The following is a 16,800-nucleotide window of genomic DNA, read 5'->3' as shown; positions in this document are numbered from 1 at the left end:
TAATAACAAACTAATTAGAAAAAATGGCAGGAGGAAAATTAACCCCTAGACAGAAGATGATAAACCTAATGTATTTGGTTTTTATCGCAATGTTAGCATTAAATATGTCAAAAGAAGTATTGTCTGCTTTTGGTTTAATAAATGAAAAATTTGAAACAGTAAACTCATTAGCTTTAACATCCAATGAGGCTATTTTAGCCGATTTACAATCAAAGGCACAAGATAAGCCTCAGCAATACGCTGCTCCTTATGCTACAGCTGTTAAAGTTTCAGAGGTGACTAAAACTTTTTATGACTATTTAGGTAGTTTAAAAACTGATTTGACAAAAGATATTGAAAAAGAAGATGGTAAGTTACCATACGAAACTATGGATAACTCATCTAAATTAGATGAGGCTTGGTTTTCTGGTGATGGATTATCGGCTAAGGGGAAACAAATTATGGCTGCAATTGATAGCTATAAGTCAGGTATGAAATCTGCTTTAGGAAATAACCCTAAATACAAAGATATTGTAACTAAAATTGATGCTGATTTTAATACGGTTGATGTTAAAGACAAAGAAGGCGTAAAGAAGCAATATTTGGATTATAATTTCAAACATTTTCCATTGATTGCTTCTGTTGCTAAATTAACTGCTGAGCAAAACGATATTAAAGGAACTGAAACAAATGTTTTTAATGCCTTAACTGGAAATACTGCTGTTGCAGCTGCATCTATGAAAAATTATACTGCAATTGTTATTCCTGATAAATCAGCTTTCTTTGCAGGAGAAGCAGTAAAAGGGAAAATTGTTTTAGGACGATTTGACAAATCTACAGTGCCTACAAAAGTAGTCGTAAATGGCGGTAATATAAATCTATCTTCAGCTTTGCATGACGGACAAGTTGATTTTAGTTTTGGTGCTGGAAATGTAGGAGAACACGACATAAGTGGTAATTTTACATTCATGGAAGACGGTAAACCTGTTGCTATTCCAATTAAAGGAAATTATGTAGTGGTACCAAAACCAAATTCTGCTACTATTTCTGCTGATAAAATGAATGTAGTTTATAGAGGTGTAATTAATCCTATGACAATTACGTTTGCTGGTATTTCGTCTGACAAAGTTAGCGCATCCGCTCCAGGATTAAGTTCTGCTGGTAAACCAGGTGCATACAATATGAACCCAGGACAAGGATCTGAAGTTGTTATTAACGTAACAGGTACGCTTCCTGATGGTTCTAAAGTATCAGATAAAAAATCTTTCAGAATTAAAGGTATTCCACCTCCAGTAGGTGCTATTGGTGGAGAAATGGGTGTTGTTAAAGGTGCTAAGTCACGTTTAGAAGTTTCTCAGATATCTGCTAAATTGCCTGATTTTGATTTTAATGTACAATTAAATGTGGTTGGTTTTACTTTGAAAGTAGCAGGTCAAGCTGCGGTTATTGTTTCTGGAGACCGAGTTAATGCACAATGCAAAACTGCTTTGGCTAGAGCAACAAGAGGAGATCAAGTTACTATTTCTGATATTAAAACAAAATTAGTAGGTTCTGATATCATGCTTTCAAGAACAGCTGTTGTAATTTACGAAATTCAATAATATTTAAGGGAGTTTTATAAATTAGCTTAAATTACTTAAAATTAATACAAATGAAGACTAAAAATTTAGTTCTGGTTATTGCAATTGTAGCAGGGAGTTTTTCTTCTTTTGCACAATCTAATTTGCTGAATGCTAAAACTCCTGATCAAATAGGCGTTAAGACTAAATCTCAAGTATCTCTTGACAACGATAAGCCATTAGCTTACGGATATGTAGATGATAGAGATATACTAATGGGGAAAACAACTTGGGAGATAGTTGACTTAAGTGAAAGATTTAATTTTCCGCTTTATTTTCCTATTGATTCCACTAATATTGGAAAAGGTAGAAGGTCTTTGTTTGATGTTCTAATAAAAGGGATTAAAACCAATAAAATAACTGAAGTTTATGCTGATGATTATTTTAATACGAAAAAAACCCTAAAGGATATGAGCAGTTCTTTTACTTATATAGATACCACAAACGCAGGTAGAGAAGAAGTAAATGCCAATCACGATGCTTATTTTCCAAAAGAAACAACTACATATAAAACCGTAAAAGGTAAAAAAGTTAAAGTAGTTGTTCCTGCAGCTCCAGCTAGAGTTTTAGATCCTCAATTTATTGATAAAAAGGAGCTAACAGCCCAAGATATTACTGGTTATAAATTAAAAGGGTATTGGTATTTTGATAAACGCCAATCTGAATTAAAATATCGTTTGCTTGGTATATGCCCTGTTGCTCCAGAAGCAAGAGAAGTAGGTTCTGACAATCCTGATTATATTGATTTATTCTGGATTTTTTATCCTTCTATTCGTGATTACTTACATGATTATTTGGCCTTTAATGAAAAAAATTCTGCTATGCCAATATCTTTTGATAGAATTTTGGATTCACGTCAGTTTGCTGGAATTATTTATAAAGAAGAAAATGTATATGGCGATCGATTAATTACTGAATATGTGAATGAAAACGCACTAAATCAATTGTTAGAATCAGAACGAATTAAAGATAAAATTCGTGACTTTGAACATGATATGTGGAATTATTAATCTACATAATTATTTATAAGACAAACTCTTACTGCTTAGGTAAGAGTTTTTTTTATTTAGCTTATTTGTGTTTTAACTATCTATGTTTAAAAATATGTTAGATTATATAATAGTTGGTTGTGGTTTGGCTGGTATTTCTTTTTCTGAAGTGGCTTTGTCAAATAAAAAAAGCATACTTGTTTTTGAAAATGAATCTCAAAATTCATCCAAAATAGCGGGAGGTTTGTACAATCCGGTAATTTTAAAAAGATTTAGTGAGGTTTGGAAAGCTAAAGAGCAATTGGTATTTATGAACGATTTTTATTGTAATCTGAAGTCAAGAATTGATGTTACTTTTGATTTTAAAATGCCTATTTTAAGAAAGTTTTATTCGATTGAAGAACAGAATAATTGGTTTTCTGCTTCTGATAAGGTCGCATTATCTCCTTTTTTGTCTCCTCATTTACTTTTTAAAAAATTCAGTGGAATCGATTCTCCATTTGGTTATGGTGAAGTTTTGCATACAGGATATGTTGATACTGCCTTATTATTAAAAGAATATTCAAAATATTTAAAAGTTAATCTTCTTTTGCGGTGTGAAAACTTCGATTATAATTTATTGGCAGTCGAAGAAGATTGTGTTAGTTATAAGGATGTCAAAGCAAAGCATATTATTTTTGCTGAAGGATTTGGAATGCATTCTAATCCTTTTTTTAATTATTTACCCTTAGATGGAACCAAAGGAGAACTGTTTATTATTAAGGCACCTTTATTAGATCTGGATGTAATTGTGAATACAAGTGTCTTTATTTTGCCTCTTGGTAATGACTTATTCAAAGTCGGAGCGACCTATAACTGGAAAGATAAGTCGGATTTGCCAACTGATGAAGGAAAATTAGAACTAATAGAGCGAATCCGTGAAATTATTTCGTGTGATTTTGAGATTATAGAACATTTTGCTGGCGTTCGGCCTACGGTTAGGGATAGGAGACCATTGATTGGTAGTCATCCCAGCTATGACAGAATTCATATTTTGAATGGATTAGGAACCAGAGGCGTAATGCTCGGTCCTGCAATGGCAAAGGCCTTATATGATAGTATCGAAAACAATATTCCTTTGGATAAAGAAATCGATATCAAGAGATTCGATAAAAAAAGTAAATAATTATTGATTTGTCTTTGGATCGTAGGATACAAACATGTTGATGTATATGTTTCTTGACCATCTCAATACAACTGGGAATAAAATAATTAAAGTGACAATAATTATAATAAAAGAAGTTTTTATACTGGAATGAAACATCAGATATGAAATAATAAACGCAGCTATTCCTATACCAACATTCAATCCATAACTTACATACATTGCGCCATAAAAGAAAGAGGGTTCAATTTGATATTTTAAACCGCAATGACTACAATTTTCATGCATTTTGAGGACAGAACCTAAATGCAGTAGATTTTTATCCAAATACATACTCTCATTCTGACATTTAGGACAAGTTCCTGTTAAAATGCTATTTAATTTGGATCCTTTTTTTAACATTTGCAAAAAATTTAATTTTTCTTTTTTTATAGTCACAAAAGTACAATTTCAAAAAGGAATAAAAACATAATAAATGCTTAATATACATAATTTATCGGTTTCGTTCGGAGGTTCTTATTTGTTTGAGGAAGTTACATTTAGATTGGGTGCAGGTGACCGTGTTGGTCTTGTCGGAAAAAATGGTGCCGGAAAATCGACGATGTTAAAAATACTTGCCAAAGATTTTGCTCCAGATTCTGGTGTTATTTCGCAAGAGAAAGAAGTTCGAATGGGGTTCTTACGCCAGGATATTGATTTTGAACAAGGAAGAACAGTGCTTGAGGAAGCTTATGAAGCTTTTACTGAAATAAAAATTGTAGAAAAAAAGTTGGCTGAAATCAATCATCAATTGGTTACGCGCACCGACTATGAAAGTGAAGAATACAGTCAAATTATCGAAGATTTATCCGATTATACACACCGATTTGAATTGTTAGGAGGCTATAATTATGTTGGTGATACTGAGAAAATTCTTTTAGGTTTGGGTTTCAAAAGAGAGGTATTTGATAATCAAACAGAAACGTTTTCTGGAGGATGGAGAATGCGTATTGAATTGGCCAAATTGTTACTGCAAGCCAACGATGTTTTATTGCTGGATGAGCCAACCAATCACTTGGATATTGAAAGTATTATTTGGTTGGAAAGTTTTTTGAGAAATTACCCTGGAGTTGTTGTAATTGTTTCGCATGATAAAATGTTTTTAGATAATGTTACTAATAGAACTATAGAGATTTCGCTTGGGAAAGCATACGATTTTAATAAACCTTATTCTCAATATTTGGAATTACGTCACGAAATTCGTGAAAAGCAATTGGCTACACAAAAGAATCAAGCTAAGAAAATAGAAGAAACGGAAAAACTTATTGAAAAATTCCGTGCCAAAGCATCAAAAGCGTCTATGGCACAATCTTTAATCAAGAAATTGGATAAAGTCGAGCGTATTGAAGTGGATGAGGATGATAATTCGGTTATGAATATCACTTTTCCAGTTTCAAAAGAACCGGGTAGAGTGGTGGTAGAGGCTGAAAATGTTACCAAAAGCTACGGTGATAAAATCATTCTTAAAGATATTAATTTATTGGTTGAAAGAGGTAGTAAAATAGCTTTTGTAGGTCAAAATGGTCAAGGAAAATCTACTTTTATAAAAGCTATAGTTGATGAATTTGAATATCAAGGATCGATAAAATTAGGGCATAATGTACAATTGGGTTATTTTGCCCAAAATCAAGCCGAATACCTTGATGGAGAAATTACGTTATTGCAAACTATGGAAGATGCCGCTATGGATACCAATCGTATGAAAGTGCGGGACATGCTAGGGTCATTTTTGTTTAGAGGCGATGATGTAGAGAAGAAAGTAAAAGTACTTTCGGGAGGAGAACGAAATCGTTTGGCTCTTTGCAAATTGTTATTGCAGCCTATAAATGTTTTGTTGATGGATGAGCCAACAAATCACTTGGATATTAAATCTAAAAATGTTTTGAAAGCGGCCTTGCAAAAATTTGGTGGGACTTTGCTTTTGGTTTCTCATGATAGGGATTTTCTACAAGGAATGTCGAATTTGGTTTACGAATTCAAAGACCAGAAAATCAAAGAATATTTGGGGGATATCAATTATTTTTTGGAGCAGCGTAATATGGAAAATATGCGTGAAGTAGAGAAAAAAGATGCTCTAAAAGCTACTGTTTCCAAAGAAAGCAATAAAGCGTCCTATGAAGATCAGAAAAAAGGGAAAGCACTACAGAATAAATTAAGTAAAATCGAAAGTCAAATTAAGCAATTAGAAAAAGACATTCAACAAGATGACAAAATGCTAGCTTCCAATTATGATAAGCATATCGAGGACGCCTCATTTTTTATGGCTTACAATAAAAAGAAGGCAGAATTGGATAAATTGCTTCTCGATTGGGAAATCGTTCAGGAAGAAATAGATAATCAATAATAAAAAAAGCTCCAATTTGGAGCTTTTTTTATAGGATAATTTCTGTTTGATTATTTAAAAGGATTTCTTTCTTGCCATACAATTTCTGGTTCCAGTTTTGGAAATATTTTTGGAACGTGTTTGTTTATTTGACTATTGCTGTGTTCCATAAAACCAAACATTTCGATTGGTTTGGCACCAACAGAACTTTTAATTTCCAAAGCGGTTCTAGAAAATATAATTTCTTTAAAACCTTTGTTAATCGAATAGGCAATCATATCATAGAGCATATTGAGATAAAGCATTTTCTCTCTTTGTATACTATCGTCATACCCTAAAAAATAAGTGTCCATTACAGAGCCATTTTTGATTAAAGTATTAAAACCAATAAGTTTGTCATCAAGAAAATAGCCGTAGAATAAAAATTTATCATGTAAGGTTTCCTTAAATACACGAAAATGATTTTTGGTTAGGAAAAAAGTATTGAAAGGAGCGTTTTTTGCAACATGAAAATACAAATCATAAATTACATCTTCATAACGAATAATTTCATCCAGATGCAGTTTCCTTTTTTCAATTCCTTCCGCTTTTTTTCGAGCTCTTTTGTATTGGTCGCGGTATTTTTTTGAGAGTGCATTGATATAATCCTGTTCTGATTTCCAGTTTTTTTGAATTTCAAAAACCATATTGGGTTGGATGCAATATTTATAGTTGTTTTTAAATGCTATTGTATTAAAATTTTCAAGATCTTTTTTGAAGAAATCTTTAAAAGTGGTAATGTGCACTTTTTTTCCAATTGATTTGAATTTTATTTTCAATTCATCAGCTGCCTTTTTAAAAGCTTGTATTCCTTGACTTGCAGTTATCGAGTCAGATAAAATAAATGAATTTTGACCAGTAAGCATATTGTTTCCAATAAGTAGCACATGGGAAGAGAAACTTTTTAATATAAATTTTCGAACATGGGCCTTAATACACTGATCTCGATCTCCAAAAGATTCCAATTTATTTAAATCTAAAAACTGGGAAACTGCAATACCAACTAAAATGTTGTCTTGAAAAAGCCCTATAAAATGACATGTCATATTGGTTGGAGCCGATTTTTCTAAAACTTCAAGATATTCCTTGGATAAAAAAATATTTTTCTGTCCTAAATCATTCCAGGTATTGGGCAGTTGTGAAGTTTTGTCGTAAATGATATGGGAGAGCGTGTTTTTCAATTTTCAATTTTATTTTATCAAAATTAGTTAATAAAGTTAATTTTTAATGGAAATGTTTTAATTTATCTAACTTTATAAAAAAAGAAAGTATGGAGACGTATAATAAAGATTCTGCAGTAGCTTTATTGTCTACTCTGAATGATTGGGAATTTGAGAAAAATGGAATTCAAAAGGACTTTAAATTTAAAAATTTCAGCCAGGCACTTGGATTTATTGTTCAAGTTGGGCTTTTGGCAGAGAAATTAAATCATCATCCAGAATTGTTTAATGTCTATAATAAGGTTAACATTCGTTTGACAACGCACGATTCTGGTGGAGTAACTGACAAGGATTTTGAATTAGCCAGACAGATAGAAAGATTATAAAAGTAAAAAAGCCTTATTTCTAAAGATTAAGAAATAAGGCTTAAGATAAATTTTAGGTTTTTATAACCAACCACAAATTATAGATCCAATGATAGTTAAGGTAACTAACCAATATCCTGCATGGATAAAGATGTATTTCCATGATTTTCTTTCAAATAATCCGTTGATTGCAATAATTGGAAAAGCAAAAAACAAACCAGACATAAAACCGTGAAGGGCTCCGTGTTTGAAAGTCCTGAATGCGGTTCCATAATCAGCCATGAAAGCAGTAAAAGAAGGTAGGGCTTCATTGATTTTCATTGGTCCACCAATCATTCCCATTGCACCAGTTTGATGAATAGTCAATGACATTTCGATCATGACTATAAAAAGAGAGAAAATATAGGTCAAACCAAATATCTTCAACATGTTTCCTTTTGCAAGCTCTTCTTGCGTAAGGCCTGTTTCTTTCATCCAAGCTGTTCCAAATACTTTTGGATGATACCAAGCAAATCCTACTACCAAAGTAGATAAAGCAGCTACAAAAATTGCAATCCAATTCATTTCCATAATAAAGGGTTTTAAGGTTATTGATTCAAATGTAATTAATTTTTTGCTAATCTTTTAAATAGAAAAAACAAACCATAAAAAGTAGTTGCGTAATTCATAAACGAAATAATTGACTTTTTTTTTTGAAATTTATTTTTTGAAATTTTTTCATAGAATGGAAATTTAAATTTATTGTAGTAAAAAAGATATGTATTTAAATAATAAATGTATTTCAACGATTATATTTGTTAATAAACGATTTTATAATTAAATTTATATTCAATAAAGTTAAAAACCACACAGTCATGAAAAAGATATTCATTTTATTGTTAGCCTTAACATTTTCAGGTTCATTAGTGGCAAATGTATCTGAGCGTGATAAAAAGATTTTGGTAAAATTGTATAAAGAAACACATGGTAGTCAATGGAAAATAAAATGGGACTTAACAGCTGCCGTATCTGCCTGGTACGGTGTGAAAATTGTTAATGACAAAGTTGTTTCTATAGTTTTGGTCAATAATAATTTAGTTGGAACTCTACCAAAAGAGATTGTAAACTTAACTGATTTAGAAGAATTAAATCTTTTTAAAAATCAAATTTCGGGCGTAATTCCTTTAAATATTGGAAATCTAAAGAATTTAAAAGAATTAAACCTTTCCTTTAATAAGTTGTCGGGTACTATTCCAAATTCGATTTGTGAAATTAAAAATTTAAAAAGCCTAGAGCTTTATATGAACAATCTTACTGGCGAAATACCCCGTCAAATTGGACAATTGAAAGAATTGGAATTAGTTTCAATTTTTAATAATCAGTTAACAGGTGAAATACCTGCGTCTCTTTATGGTTTAAAAAACTTAAAGCAATTATCACTAAGCAGCAATAAATTAAAAGGGAATATCAGTTGGGATATATCAATGTTACAGTCGTTAGAAACGTTGAGTTTATTTGATAATAAATTAGAGGGTCAGGTTCCTTATACAATTGTTAAATTGGATAATTTAAAAAGCATGAATATTTCCTATAATTCTTTTACTGGTTCGGTATCCAAAGAAGTTGCTCAAAAAGACGATTTTAAGCTTACAATGATCAATGAGACTGGTGTTGCATATCAAATGGAGGTTAGTAAAAGCTCGAAAGGAGTATTGGCTGCAGATGAATAATTAAATAGAAAATAGAAGGTTTATTGGTTCGTTAATAAGTTAATAATTTTGTTTTATTTTTGATAAACGCAGTACTTTACAAAATAAAGTGTTGCGTTTTTTTTGTAGGTTTATTATTTGTTAAAAAATACAATAGTGTTAATTTGTCGATTTTTTTTGTTTTTTAGCTAACTTTTTAATTATTTTTGAGGCAATAAATTTAAAGCAAAGCAAATGAATAAAAAAATTACACTTATTCTTACTGTCTTTTTTTCACTCTCAGTTTTTGCTAATGTATCTTTTGCTGAAAAGGAAATATTGATAAAATTGAACCAAGCTACCAATGGGAGTAAATGGATTAATAAATGGGATCTTTCTTTGCCAATGGATAAATGGTATGGAGTTAAAGTAGTAGATGACAAGGTAATTTCGATAAACTTGAAGAATAATAATTTGACGGGTCGTATTCCAGTTGAAATTACTAATTTGTTGAATTTGCGAGAATTAAATTTAGGAACCAATTTATTGAATGGTGAAATTCCACTCAATATTGGTAATATGAAAACATTGGAAGTTTTGGATCTTTCATTCAATAAATTGACAGGTTATATACCGGTTTCAATCTGTACGCTGCCTAATCTAAAGGTATTGGTTTTGGATCGAAATATTTTATCGGGAGAATTGCCTCCGCAAATAGGTAAATTGTCAACGTTAGAGAACTTGTCGTTGTATGAAAATTCTTTTCAAGGGCAATTGCCTGTTTCTTTTTATGAGTTAAAGTACTTAAAATCAGTATCTTTGTATGCTAATAGATTTACTGGTAAATTAAGTTCTGCTATTGGGAATTTGGTTTTGTTGGAAAACTTAAATCTTTTTGATAATGATTTTAAGGGGCAGGTGCCGATGGAATTAGAAAAGTTGCCCAATTTAAAAAAAATGAATATATCGTATAATTTGTTTTCTGGTCTGGTTTCAAACAAATTATCGCTATTGGATAAGTTGAATATGACCATGAGAAATGAAATGGGAAATGTAGTTTCATTGCCCGTTATTAAAGGATAATAACATAATTTATTTATATATTATTTACGCATAAAAAAGTTGTTTGTTTTAATACATTTAGTTGGAATACCCTGTAAACTCATACATTACAGGGTTTTTCGTTTTTAGATGTCTTCTGTTTTGTCTCTTTTTAATTAATTCGTGAATCGTAATTCGGAGGGCTTTTAGGTTAAATTATTTATTATAAATGCGGAGTCCAGTTTTGTTTGTAAAGTGAGCACTGTCCTTGAGTAGGAATTAGATGTCTATTAATTAATAAATAATTTATGAAAAATTTACATTCCCCAAAAGCGTTTGAAAAGATTTTATGAGTAGCTTTGTTATGAATTGATAATTTAACGGTTGTTATTATGTCAATTTCTTATTTTAAATACCTTAAATAGAGAATTTCAATTATTAACAGATAAAACTACAAATTTATTTTAACCACATTTTAATCTTAAACAATATGGTAATACAGTATCAAGGAGAGCAAAACGGAATTCCACAAACATTTACTTTGAGAATTATTGGTAACAATCTATCGAAAAGCAGTTCGAATTACCAAATTGATTTATTGGTTGGTGATAAACAATTACCCACTTTTACGACTTTAATTCACCAGAGTTTGTCTAATTGTTTAAAGGAAATTTACTTGTTCAGAAAACACAATGGCATTAAGTTTGATGCTTCTTCAGAGAAAGTTGCGCCTAAATTAGTTCCATACGATTTGGTTTTATACAATGCCCATAAGCAAGGTTTGTTTATGGTGTAATCCAATTTATAAATAGACAGAAAGACCGTCTATAATTTAAAAAGCCCCCAAAAAGTTAGACACTGTTTTGGGGGCTTTTTATTACAAGTAAGCCACGAATGATTTTACATTCAAACTTGGCAGTATAAAGAAAGTTTAATTGTTTCCATCTAAATTAAATCACAACTACTTAATTTATTTATAACATTTGCTTTTATATGTAAATTTTGTAAAAAAAAATTAAAATAATATAAGAAAGTAAATTAAAATTTAGGTCTCTTTGTTGTTTGATTGAGTCACTTTTAGAATAAACAATATTTAATATTGTTTTTTTATACTGAATATTTTGATTTTGTATTAGCTAATTAAAATAGTAAAAAATGGATTTAGTACCTTAAAAGTCTCAAATTGTCCTTTTATAGGAAGAATTGTCACTTTTGCTCAGTCAAATTTATGGTTAGAGACTTACTTTTATCTTGTCAATTAAATTTAAGCGTTGATTTAAAGTGTTGAATTTCAATAATAATTTTATAAATTTTGGTTATGATGAAATCAAATGTATACGTAAATATTAGAAAAATAAGGGAATTAAAAAATCTAACTAGAGAATACGTAGCCGAAGAATTGAACATGAGCATGAGTGGTTACGGTAAAATTGAAAGAGGCGAGGTTGATTTAACGGTATCTAAATTAATTGAAATTGCAAAGGTTTTAGATGTCTCTACTGAATTTATATTCAAATTTAATGTTAGTGTTTTCTTTACCGAAGCTAAGTAGGGAATACTTAAAACAAAATAATATAAAACTACACTTCCTTTCATAAATCAATTGTTTCTTATCTGAATCATCTCCATTAAATCTTTCATGGTATTTGGTAAAGTATATAATAGAAGATTTTTAGAAATTGGCGAACTCTCAAAAGCTACCGCACCCAAATAATTATCTGCTAAATTAAAACTGCATACTTGCCAATTTGAAGCGGTTCTTAGTAACTTAGAATCTACACTATACTCACCTTCCAAACTAGGAATATGCTTAAAATCTTCATCAATACCTTTTCCCAATGCTTTTACAAAGGCTTCTTTACGTGTCCATGAAGTGTAAAAAGCATGTTTTTTATTAACAGCATTTTGAATTGCCAAAATTTCGTTATTGTCAAAAATATCAGGGAGAAGATTCGTGAAGTTGAAATCTTCGGTAAGATATTCAATATCTATTCCAACATTGTGACGCGAAATTGCAATAACTGCCCAGTCTTCCGAATGTGATATATTGAAATATAGCCAAGGATGAGAGGCTAAATATGGTTTTTTATTGAAATGATAAGCAAGACTAATACTTTTTGCATCCAAGTCCGTATGCGCTGCTAAAACAAATTTTAAAACTGCCCTGCTAATAATGAATTGGATTTGGTCTTTTAATTTAAAAAAGCGCTTGGCTCTGTCAAGCTCTGTGTCATTAAGGAATTTAGCTAAATCATGTTGTATGCCTATAAAAATTGGTAAATAAACAGTGTAAATGATTACATCATTAGTGTTTAGTAAATAATTTTTATCAGGTATGAATTCAACGCCCTTTATATTTGAAAATGAAATAAATAGATTAGATGTTTGCATGTTTCTTATCTAAAATTTCCTGAAGCATCCGGGCTAAAATTTTGTCATTTGGCGGAGCGACAATGCTAAGATGATTGCCAGTTATGTTATGAATGTTGACTCCTTTTAAAGCTATTTTTTTCCATCCTAAGTGAGTAGGGTCTAATTTGTAGGTCTTATTGTCTTTTGCTCGAAACAATTCTACTTCAAAATGCTGAGGCGTAAGATGATACCGATCAACGATTTTATTAACCATACGATCTGCTTCTATAAATTGTTCAAATGCTGCTACTTCTTGTTCGGTCATTATGTCCTTTATGCCAAAATATTTTTTCAGTATATATTCTTTTTTTGAACTAACACGCAATTTAAATGCCTCCCAACTCGTTAGCATTTCTTTTAAATAATCTAACCTTCTATAAGACTGGTTGAAATAGCGTATTATCTTTTTTTGCGAATACTTTGCATAGTAATAGGATGGGTCTACATAAGTGTCTAATAATGCAATAAGGCTTACTGTTTTGCCTTGTTCTTTTAATTGGCGAGCCATTTCAAAAGCAACGATCCCTCCAAACGAAAATCCAGCTATTGCATAAGGACCTTTCGGATTTATTTTTATAATTGAATCAATATATCGTGCTGCCATAGCTTCGATGGATTCAAACCAATTAGCATAACCATTAGGGCCAATTCCTTGAAAACCATAAATAGGCTGGTCTTCATCGAAGTGACTAGTTACATGTGCAAAATTTAAGATATTGAGCCCCGCCCCATGAACTATAAAAAGAGGGGTTTTACTCCCCTTTGGTTTAATAGGTACTAAATAGTCTGATGAGATTTCGTTTTCTATATTTAATAATTTGGCAAATTTTTCAACAGTTGAATGCTGAAATAAGGCGGAAAGAGGAATTCGTACGCCCGTCTTTTTCTCAATTTCAATCATTACATTTACTGCCATGATGGAATGTCCACCCAGTTCAAAAAAGTTGCTAAAAATATCAATGCGCTCTTTTTTTAAATTTACTTGCCAAATTTCTGCTATTAATTTTTCTTCATTTGTACGAGGGGCAGTATAATCTTGTTTGCTTTCCGAATTGGATTTATATTCTAATAATGCTTTGCGATCTATTTTATCGTTTAGGGTAGTAGGCATTTTTTCCAAAATATGAAAAACATGCGGAACCATGAAAGTTGGTAATTGTGATGCCAATTCATTTCGCCATAATCGAATCTGATCAAGTTCGTTAGTGATTTCAGTATTTATGATAATATAAGCAATAAGGATATCGGCTTTCGCCAAGACAATTGCCGATTTAATACCTTCAATTGACGTTAAAGCATGTTCAATTTCACCAATTTCAATTCGATGGCCTCTTACCTTAACTTGATGATCTATACGTCCAAGACACATTATTTCATTGCTGGGAAGCAGTTTTCCTAAATCACCTGAAAGATACAATATGTCACCTTTTTTATTAGAAAACACATTCGGAATAAATTTTGCGGCGGTTAATTCTGGTCTTCCTAAATATCCTTTTCCGACACCATCTCCTCCAATGGCAATTTCGCCAACGGTGTTTGGTGGCAGTAGGTTTAAGTGCTCATCAACTATATAATATTGCATGTTGGCAATAGGGCCTCCAATAGAAATTAATGTTTCGTCAGTCTTTATATGTTTACCCGAAGAAAAAATCGTTGCTTCTGTGGGACCGTACAAATTCCAAAGTTCATCACATCTTTTTATAAGTTCCTTAGCAAGTTTAGGAGGTAGTGGTTCACCACAACAAAATATTTTTAAAGGTAATTTTTTTGACCATCCGGCTTCTATAAGTATTTGGTAAGTAATTGGAGTTGCTACTACTATTGATATTTTTTCTTTGACAAGCATTTCATATAATAATCTGCCATCGCTTGATGTTTCGGGGCTAGGTAAGACTAAAGTGGCTCCTTTAAATAAAGGCAAAAATAATTCACAACTGGCTATGTCAAAGGATATTGTGGAGATAAATGGGAGTCTGTCTGTTTCCTTTATCCCTGGTTCATTTGATAATGAACAAAGTAGATTAACTAAACTTTTATTAGATATTTTAGCCCCTTTTGGTTTACCAGTTGAACCAGAAGTGTACAAAAGGTATATTATATTTTCTGGATGTACATACGTTTGAAGTTTTGTTGTAGGATATTGATGTAATGATGCCATGGCATCATCTATTAAAATGGTATTGGAACATTTTGGTAATGATAAAGACAATGCTTTGCTAGTTATCAAAAACTTAGCTTCAGAATCTTCCATCATAAATTCTATACGCTTACTTGGATATTTGTGATCAAGGGGTAGATATGCAGCTCCACATTGGATAATGGCTAAAATGGCATATACCAATTCAGGGCTTCGAGGAAATGAAACTGCTATATAATCACCGGATTGAACCCCATGTGCCTCTAAGTAATGTGCAAATTGATTTACTTTAATATGTAAATCTTGATATGATATTTTAGTATTATTATATTCAAGCGCAACATTGTTAGGTGAATTTTCTGCTTGTTTACTAAGTAATTCCGATAATGAAACATTAGGATATGGAGTTTTAGTGTCATTTAGAGTTTTGTAATCTGCTAAATAATCACCTTTTGTCAGATCTGCTAATGGGCTGTTTACGTTTGATATTAACTTATTTATAGTTTCTTCAAATGAAATCATCATTTGATTTATAGTTTCTTCCTTGAACAGTGTTGAATTATAAGAGCATTGAAAAACGGGGCCATTTTTTGATCGATAAGCATGAAGTTTGATTTCGAAGGCAGAGAATTTTCTAGGGTTAATTTTAAATTCATAAGTAAGTCCAATAAAAGAAAACACACTTTCGATATCCCGATTTAGATCTACTGTTAAAGTCACAGGTACCATAGGAACTCTGGCAGGGTCTCGAGCAATTGCCAACTTCTGAAGGAGATGTCCAAAACTAACCTGATGATTTTCATAAGCATCTAATAACTGCAGATTTCTTTGTTTTAAGTACTCTAAGAAACTAATGTTTGCGTTTATTGTACTTCGTAAAGGAAGAAGGTTTGCGCAATCTCCAATCATATGCCTCATATTGTATCGCCAATTTCCCGAAGTAGGAAAGCCTACTACTAAATCATTTTGACCTGTGAGTTTGTATAAAAACACCTCGAATGCTGAAAGTAAAATTGTTGCTAAACTGCAACCTGCACTAATTCCAATCTGTTTTAGTGAATTTATAAGATTAATGTCAATAGGAAAATCAAGTTGTTGGCTATTATAGGTTCGTAAAGAAGGTCTTATATAATCTACTGGTAATTCAATTATGGGGATTGATTCTTTATAAATATTGAGCCAAAAATCTTCTATTTGCTTAAATTCATTACTTTCTTTTAGCGAATTTACTTTTTTTGCATATTCACTAAAACGTTCTGGATTTGGTAGTTTTGGTTCTGTATTTTCAATAAATGCTGAATAAAGTACACTGAGTTCTTCTAATATTATATTGATACTTAAACCATCTCCGACAATATGATGATGAGTTAGTATTAAGATATTTTCTAAATCATCAATTTTAATTAACTTGACTTTAAATAAAGGGGCTTTTACTAGGTCGAAAAGGTGATTAACTTCTTCATTAACTATTATTTCTTTTGACTTTTCCTTTTCATTCGCTGTGAGCTGAGAAATGTTATCGTAAGATATTTTGATTTCAAAAGCTTTATATATATTCATATAGATGCCATCTGAACTAAATGAAGCTCTCAAACATTCATGACGATAAACTAAAGTGTTTACGGCATGTTGTAGTGCTTCTAGAACCAATTCTCCTTTCAATTTAATAGAATAAGATAGATTATATGCTTTGTTTGCATCGCTACTTCCTATTAAACAATCTGTCCATATTTCTAATTGTGAATTTGTTGTACGTATAATGTTTTCAATTTCAATTTCGACAGAAATCGAATCGGATTGAATTTGATTTTGCGCTTGATTTTTCATAACTAGTCTAAAATTATTTAAAAATGCAATTGTTTTTTATGCTCAATATCTTTAGAGAA

Annotated in this window: 14 protein-coding genes; 9 read left to right on the top strand and 5 right to left on the bottom strand. The window is 31.1% G+C overall.

The genetic code is table 11. The features are described 5' to 3' along the window. Positions 1-23: 23 nt before the first annotated feature. From gldM to OLM57_RS01060, 3 genes are all read left to right on the top strand, one after another. A complete protein-coding gene (gene gldM / locus OLM57_RS01070; RefSeq protein ID WP_264565393.1) occupies positions 24-1,580 on the top strand; it encodes a gliding motility protein GldM in 1,557 nt (518 codons plus the stop codon). Between the two features lie 50 nt (positions 1,581-1,630). Next, positions 1,631-2,608: a gliding motility protein GldN gene (gene gldN / locus OLM57_RS01065; RefSeq protein WP_264565392.1), complete on the top strand. Its 978-nt coding sequence runs from the start codon at positions 1,631-1,633 to the stop codon at positions 2,606-2,608. Between the two features lie 94 nt (positions 2,609-2,702). After that, complete coding sequence (locus OLM57_RS01060) at positions 2,703-3,752, top strand: NAD(P)/FAD-dependent oxidoreductase (RefSeq protein ID WP_264565391.1); 1,050 nt, start codon at positions 2,703-2,705, stop codon at positions 3,750-3,752. Here the strand turns inward: OLM57_RS01060 and OLM57_RS01055 are convergent, their stop codons facing one another. After that, positions 3,753-4,133, bottom strand: a complete 381-nt coding sequence (locus tag OLM57_RS01055) for a DUF983 domain-containing protein (RefSeq protein ID WP_264565390.1) — start codon at positions 4,131-4,133, stop codon at positions 3,753-3,755. Between the two features lie 73 nt (positions 4,134-4,206). On the opposite strand from OLM57_RS01055, the gene OLM57_RS01050 reads away from it, so the two are divergent. Beyond that, positions 4,207-6,114, top strand: coding sequence for an ABC-F family ATP-binding cassette domain-containing protein (locus OLM57_RS01050; protein WP_264565389.1), 1,908 nt, complete (start codon positions 4,207-4,209; stop codon positions 6,112-6,114). Between the two features lie 50 nt (positions 6,115-6,164). Here the strand turns inward: OLM57_RS01050 and OLM57_RS01045 are convergent, their stop codons facing one another. Then, positions 6,165-7,313, bottom strand: a complete 1,149-nt coding sequence (locus OLM57_RS01045; RefSeq protein WP_264565388.1) for a GNAT family N-acetyltransferase — start codon at positions 7,311-7,313, stop codon at positions 6,165-6,167. Between the two features lie 89 nt (positions 7,314-7,402). On the opposite strand from OLM57_RS01045, the gene OLM57_RS01040 reads away from it, so the two are divergent. Then, the gene (locus tag OLM57_RS01040; RefSeq protein WP_264565387.1) at positions 7,403-7,678 is read left to right on the top strand and encodes a 4a-hydroxytetrahydrobiopterin dehydratase; all 276 of its coding nucleotides are present in this window, start codon (positions 7,403-7,405) and stop codon (positions 7,676-7,678) included. 60 nt (positions 7,679-7,738) lie between these two features. Here the strand turns inward: OLM57_RS01040 and OLM57_RS01035 are convergent, their stop codons facing one another. Further along, a complete protein-coding gene (locus tag OLM57_RS01035; protein ID WP_264565386.1) occupies positions 7,739-8,227 on the bottom strand; it encodes a DUF1761 domain-containing protein in 489 nt (162 codons plus the stop codon). Between the two features lie 284 nt (positions 8,228-8,511). Here OLM57_RS01035 and OLM57_RS01030 point away from each other — a divergent pair, with 284 nt between their 5' ends. From OLM57_RS01030 to OLM57_RS01015, 4 genes are all read left to right on the top strand, one after another. After that, on the top strand, positions 8,512-9,366 hold the full coding sequence (locus tag OLM57_RS01030; RefSeq protein WP_264565385.1) for a Two component regulator three Y domain protein: 855 nt from the start codon (positions 8,512-8,514) through the stop codon (positions 9,364-9,366). A gap of 213 nt (positions 9,367-9,579) precedes the next feature. After that, complete coding sequence (locus OLM57_RS01025) at positions 9,580-10,407, top strand: Two component regulator three Y domain protein (protein ID WP_264565384.1); 828 nt, start codon at positions 9,580-9,582, stop codon at positions 10,405-10,407. A gap of 448 nt (positions 10,408-10,855) precedes the next feature. Continuing rightward, the gene (locus OLM57_RS01020; RefSeq protein ID WP_264565383.1) at positions 10,856-11,161 is read left to right on the top strand and encodes a hypothetical protein; all 306 of its coding nucleotides are present in this window, start codon (positions 10,856-10,858) and stop codon (positions 11,159-11,161) included. A gap of 522 nt (positions 11,162-11,683) precedes the next feature. Then, positions 11,684-11,917, top strand: coding sequence for a helix-turn-helix domain-containing protein (locus OLM57_RS01015; protein ID WP_264565382.1), 234 nt, complete (start codon positions 11,684-11,686; stop codon positions 11,915-11,917). 47 nt (positions 11,918-11,964) lie between these two features. Here OLM57_RS01015 and OLM57_RS01010 read toward each other — a convergent pair whose 3' ends face one another. Together OLM57_RS01010 and OLM57_RS01005 are read right to left on the bottom strand one after the other, a co-directional pair. Beyond that, positions 11,965-12,756, bottom strand: coding sequence for a 4'-phosphopantetheinyl transferase family protein (locus OLM57_RS01010; protein WP_264565381.1), 792 nt, complete (start codon positions 12,754-12,756; stop codon positions 11,965-11,967). Beyond that, on the bottom strand, positions 12,743-16,741 hold the full coding sequence (locus OLM57_RS01005) for a non-ribosomal peptide synthetase (protein ID WP_264565380.1): 3,999 nt from the start codon (positions 16,739-16,741) through the stop codon (positions 12,743-12,745). Before OLM57_RS01005 ends, OLM57_RS01010 begins: the two co-directional genes overlap by 14 nt. Positions 16,742-16,800: the final 59 nt, after the last annotated feature.

Origin of the sequence: Flavobacterium sp. N3904 (assembly GCF_025947305.1) — a bacterium.
Lineage (GTDB): Bacteria > Bacteroidota > Bacteroidia > Flavobacteriales > Flavobacteriaceae > Flavobacterium.
The sequence above is the reverse complement of the archived record's forward strand: the minus strand, read 5'-3'. Positions and strand labels throughout refer to the sequence as shown.

Excerpts from the sequence above, each read along its gene's own strand:
- gldM (WP_264565393.1), top strand. The coding sequence starts at position 24 with ATGGCAGGAGGAAAATTAACCCCTAGACAGAAGATGATAAACCTAATG.
- gldN (WP_264565392.1), top strand. The coding sequence starts at position 1,631 with ATGAAGACTAAAAATTTAGTTCTGGTTATTGCAATTGTAGCAGGGAGT.
- OLM57_RS01060 (WP_264565391.1), top strand. The coding sequence starts at position 2,703 with ATGTTAGATTATATAATAGTTGGTTGTGGTTTGGCTGGTATTTCTTTT.
- OLM57_RS01055 (WP_264565390.1), bottom strand. The coding sequence starts at position 4,133 with ATGTTAAAAAAAGGATCCAAATTAAATAGCATTTTAACAGGAACTTGT.
- OLM57_RS01050 (WP_264565389.1), top strand. The coding sequence starts at position 4,207 with ATGCTTAATATACATAATTTATCGGTTTCGTTCGGAGGTTCTTATTTG.
- OLM57_RS01040 (WP_264565387.1), top strand. The coding sequence starts at position 7,403 with ATGGAGACGTATAATAAAGATTCTGCAGTAGCTTTATTGTCTACTCTG.
- OLM57_RS01035 (WP_264565386.1), bottom strand. The coding sequence starts at position 8,227 with ATGGAAATGAATTGGATTGCAATTTTTGTAGCTGCTTTATCTACTTTG.
- OLM57_RS01030 (WP_264565385.1), top strand. The coding sequence starts at position 8,512 with ATGAAAAAGATATTCATTTTATTGTTAGCCTTAACATTTTCAGGTTCA.
- OLM57_RS01025 (WP_264565384.1), top strand. The coding sequence starts at position 9,580 with ATGAATAAAAAAATTACACTTATTCTTACTGTCTTTTTTTCACTCTCA.
- OLM57_RS01020 (WP_264565383.1), top strand. The coding sequence starts at position 10,856 with ATGGTAATACAGTATCAAGGAGAGCAAAACGGAATTCCACAAACATTT.
- OLM57_RS01015 (WP_264565382.1), top strand. The coding sequence starts at position 11,684 with ATGATGAAATCAAATGTATACGTAAATATTAGAAAAATAAGGGAATTA.
- OLM57_RS01010 (WP_264565381.1), bottom strand. The coding sequence starts at position 12,756 with ATGCAAACATCTAATCTATTTATTTCATTTTCAAATATAAAGGGCGTT.
- OLM57_RS01005 (WP_264565380.1), bottom strand. The coding sequence starts at position 16,741 with ATGAAAAATCAAGCGCAAAATCAAATTCAATCCGATTCGATTTCTGTC.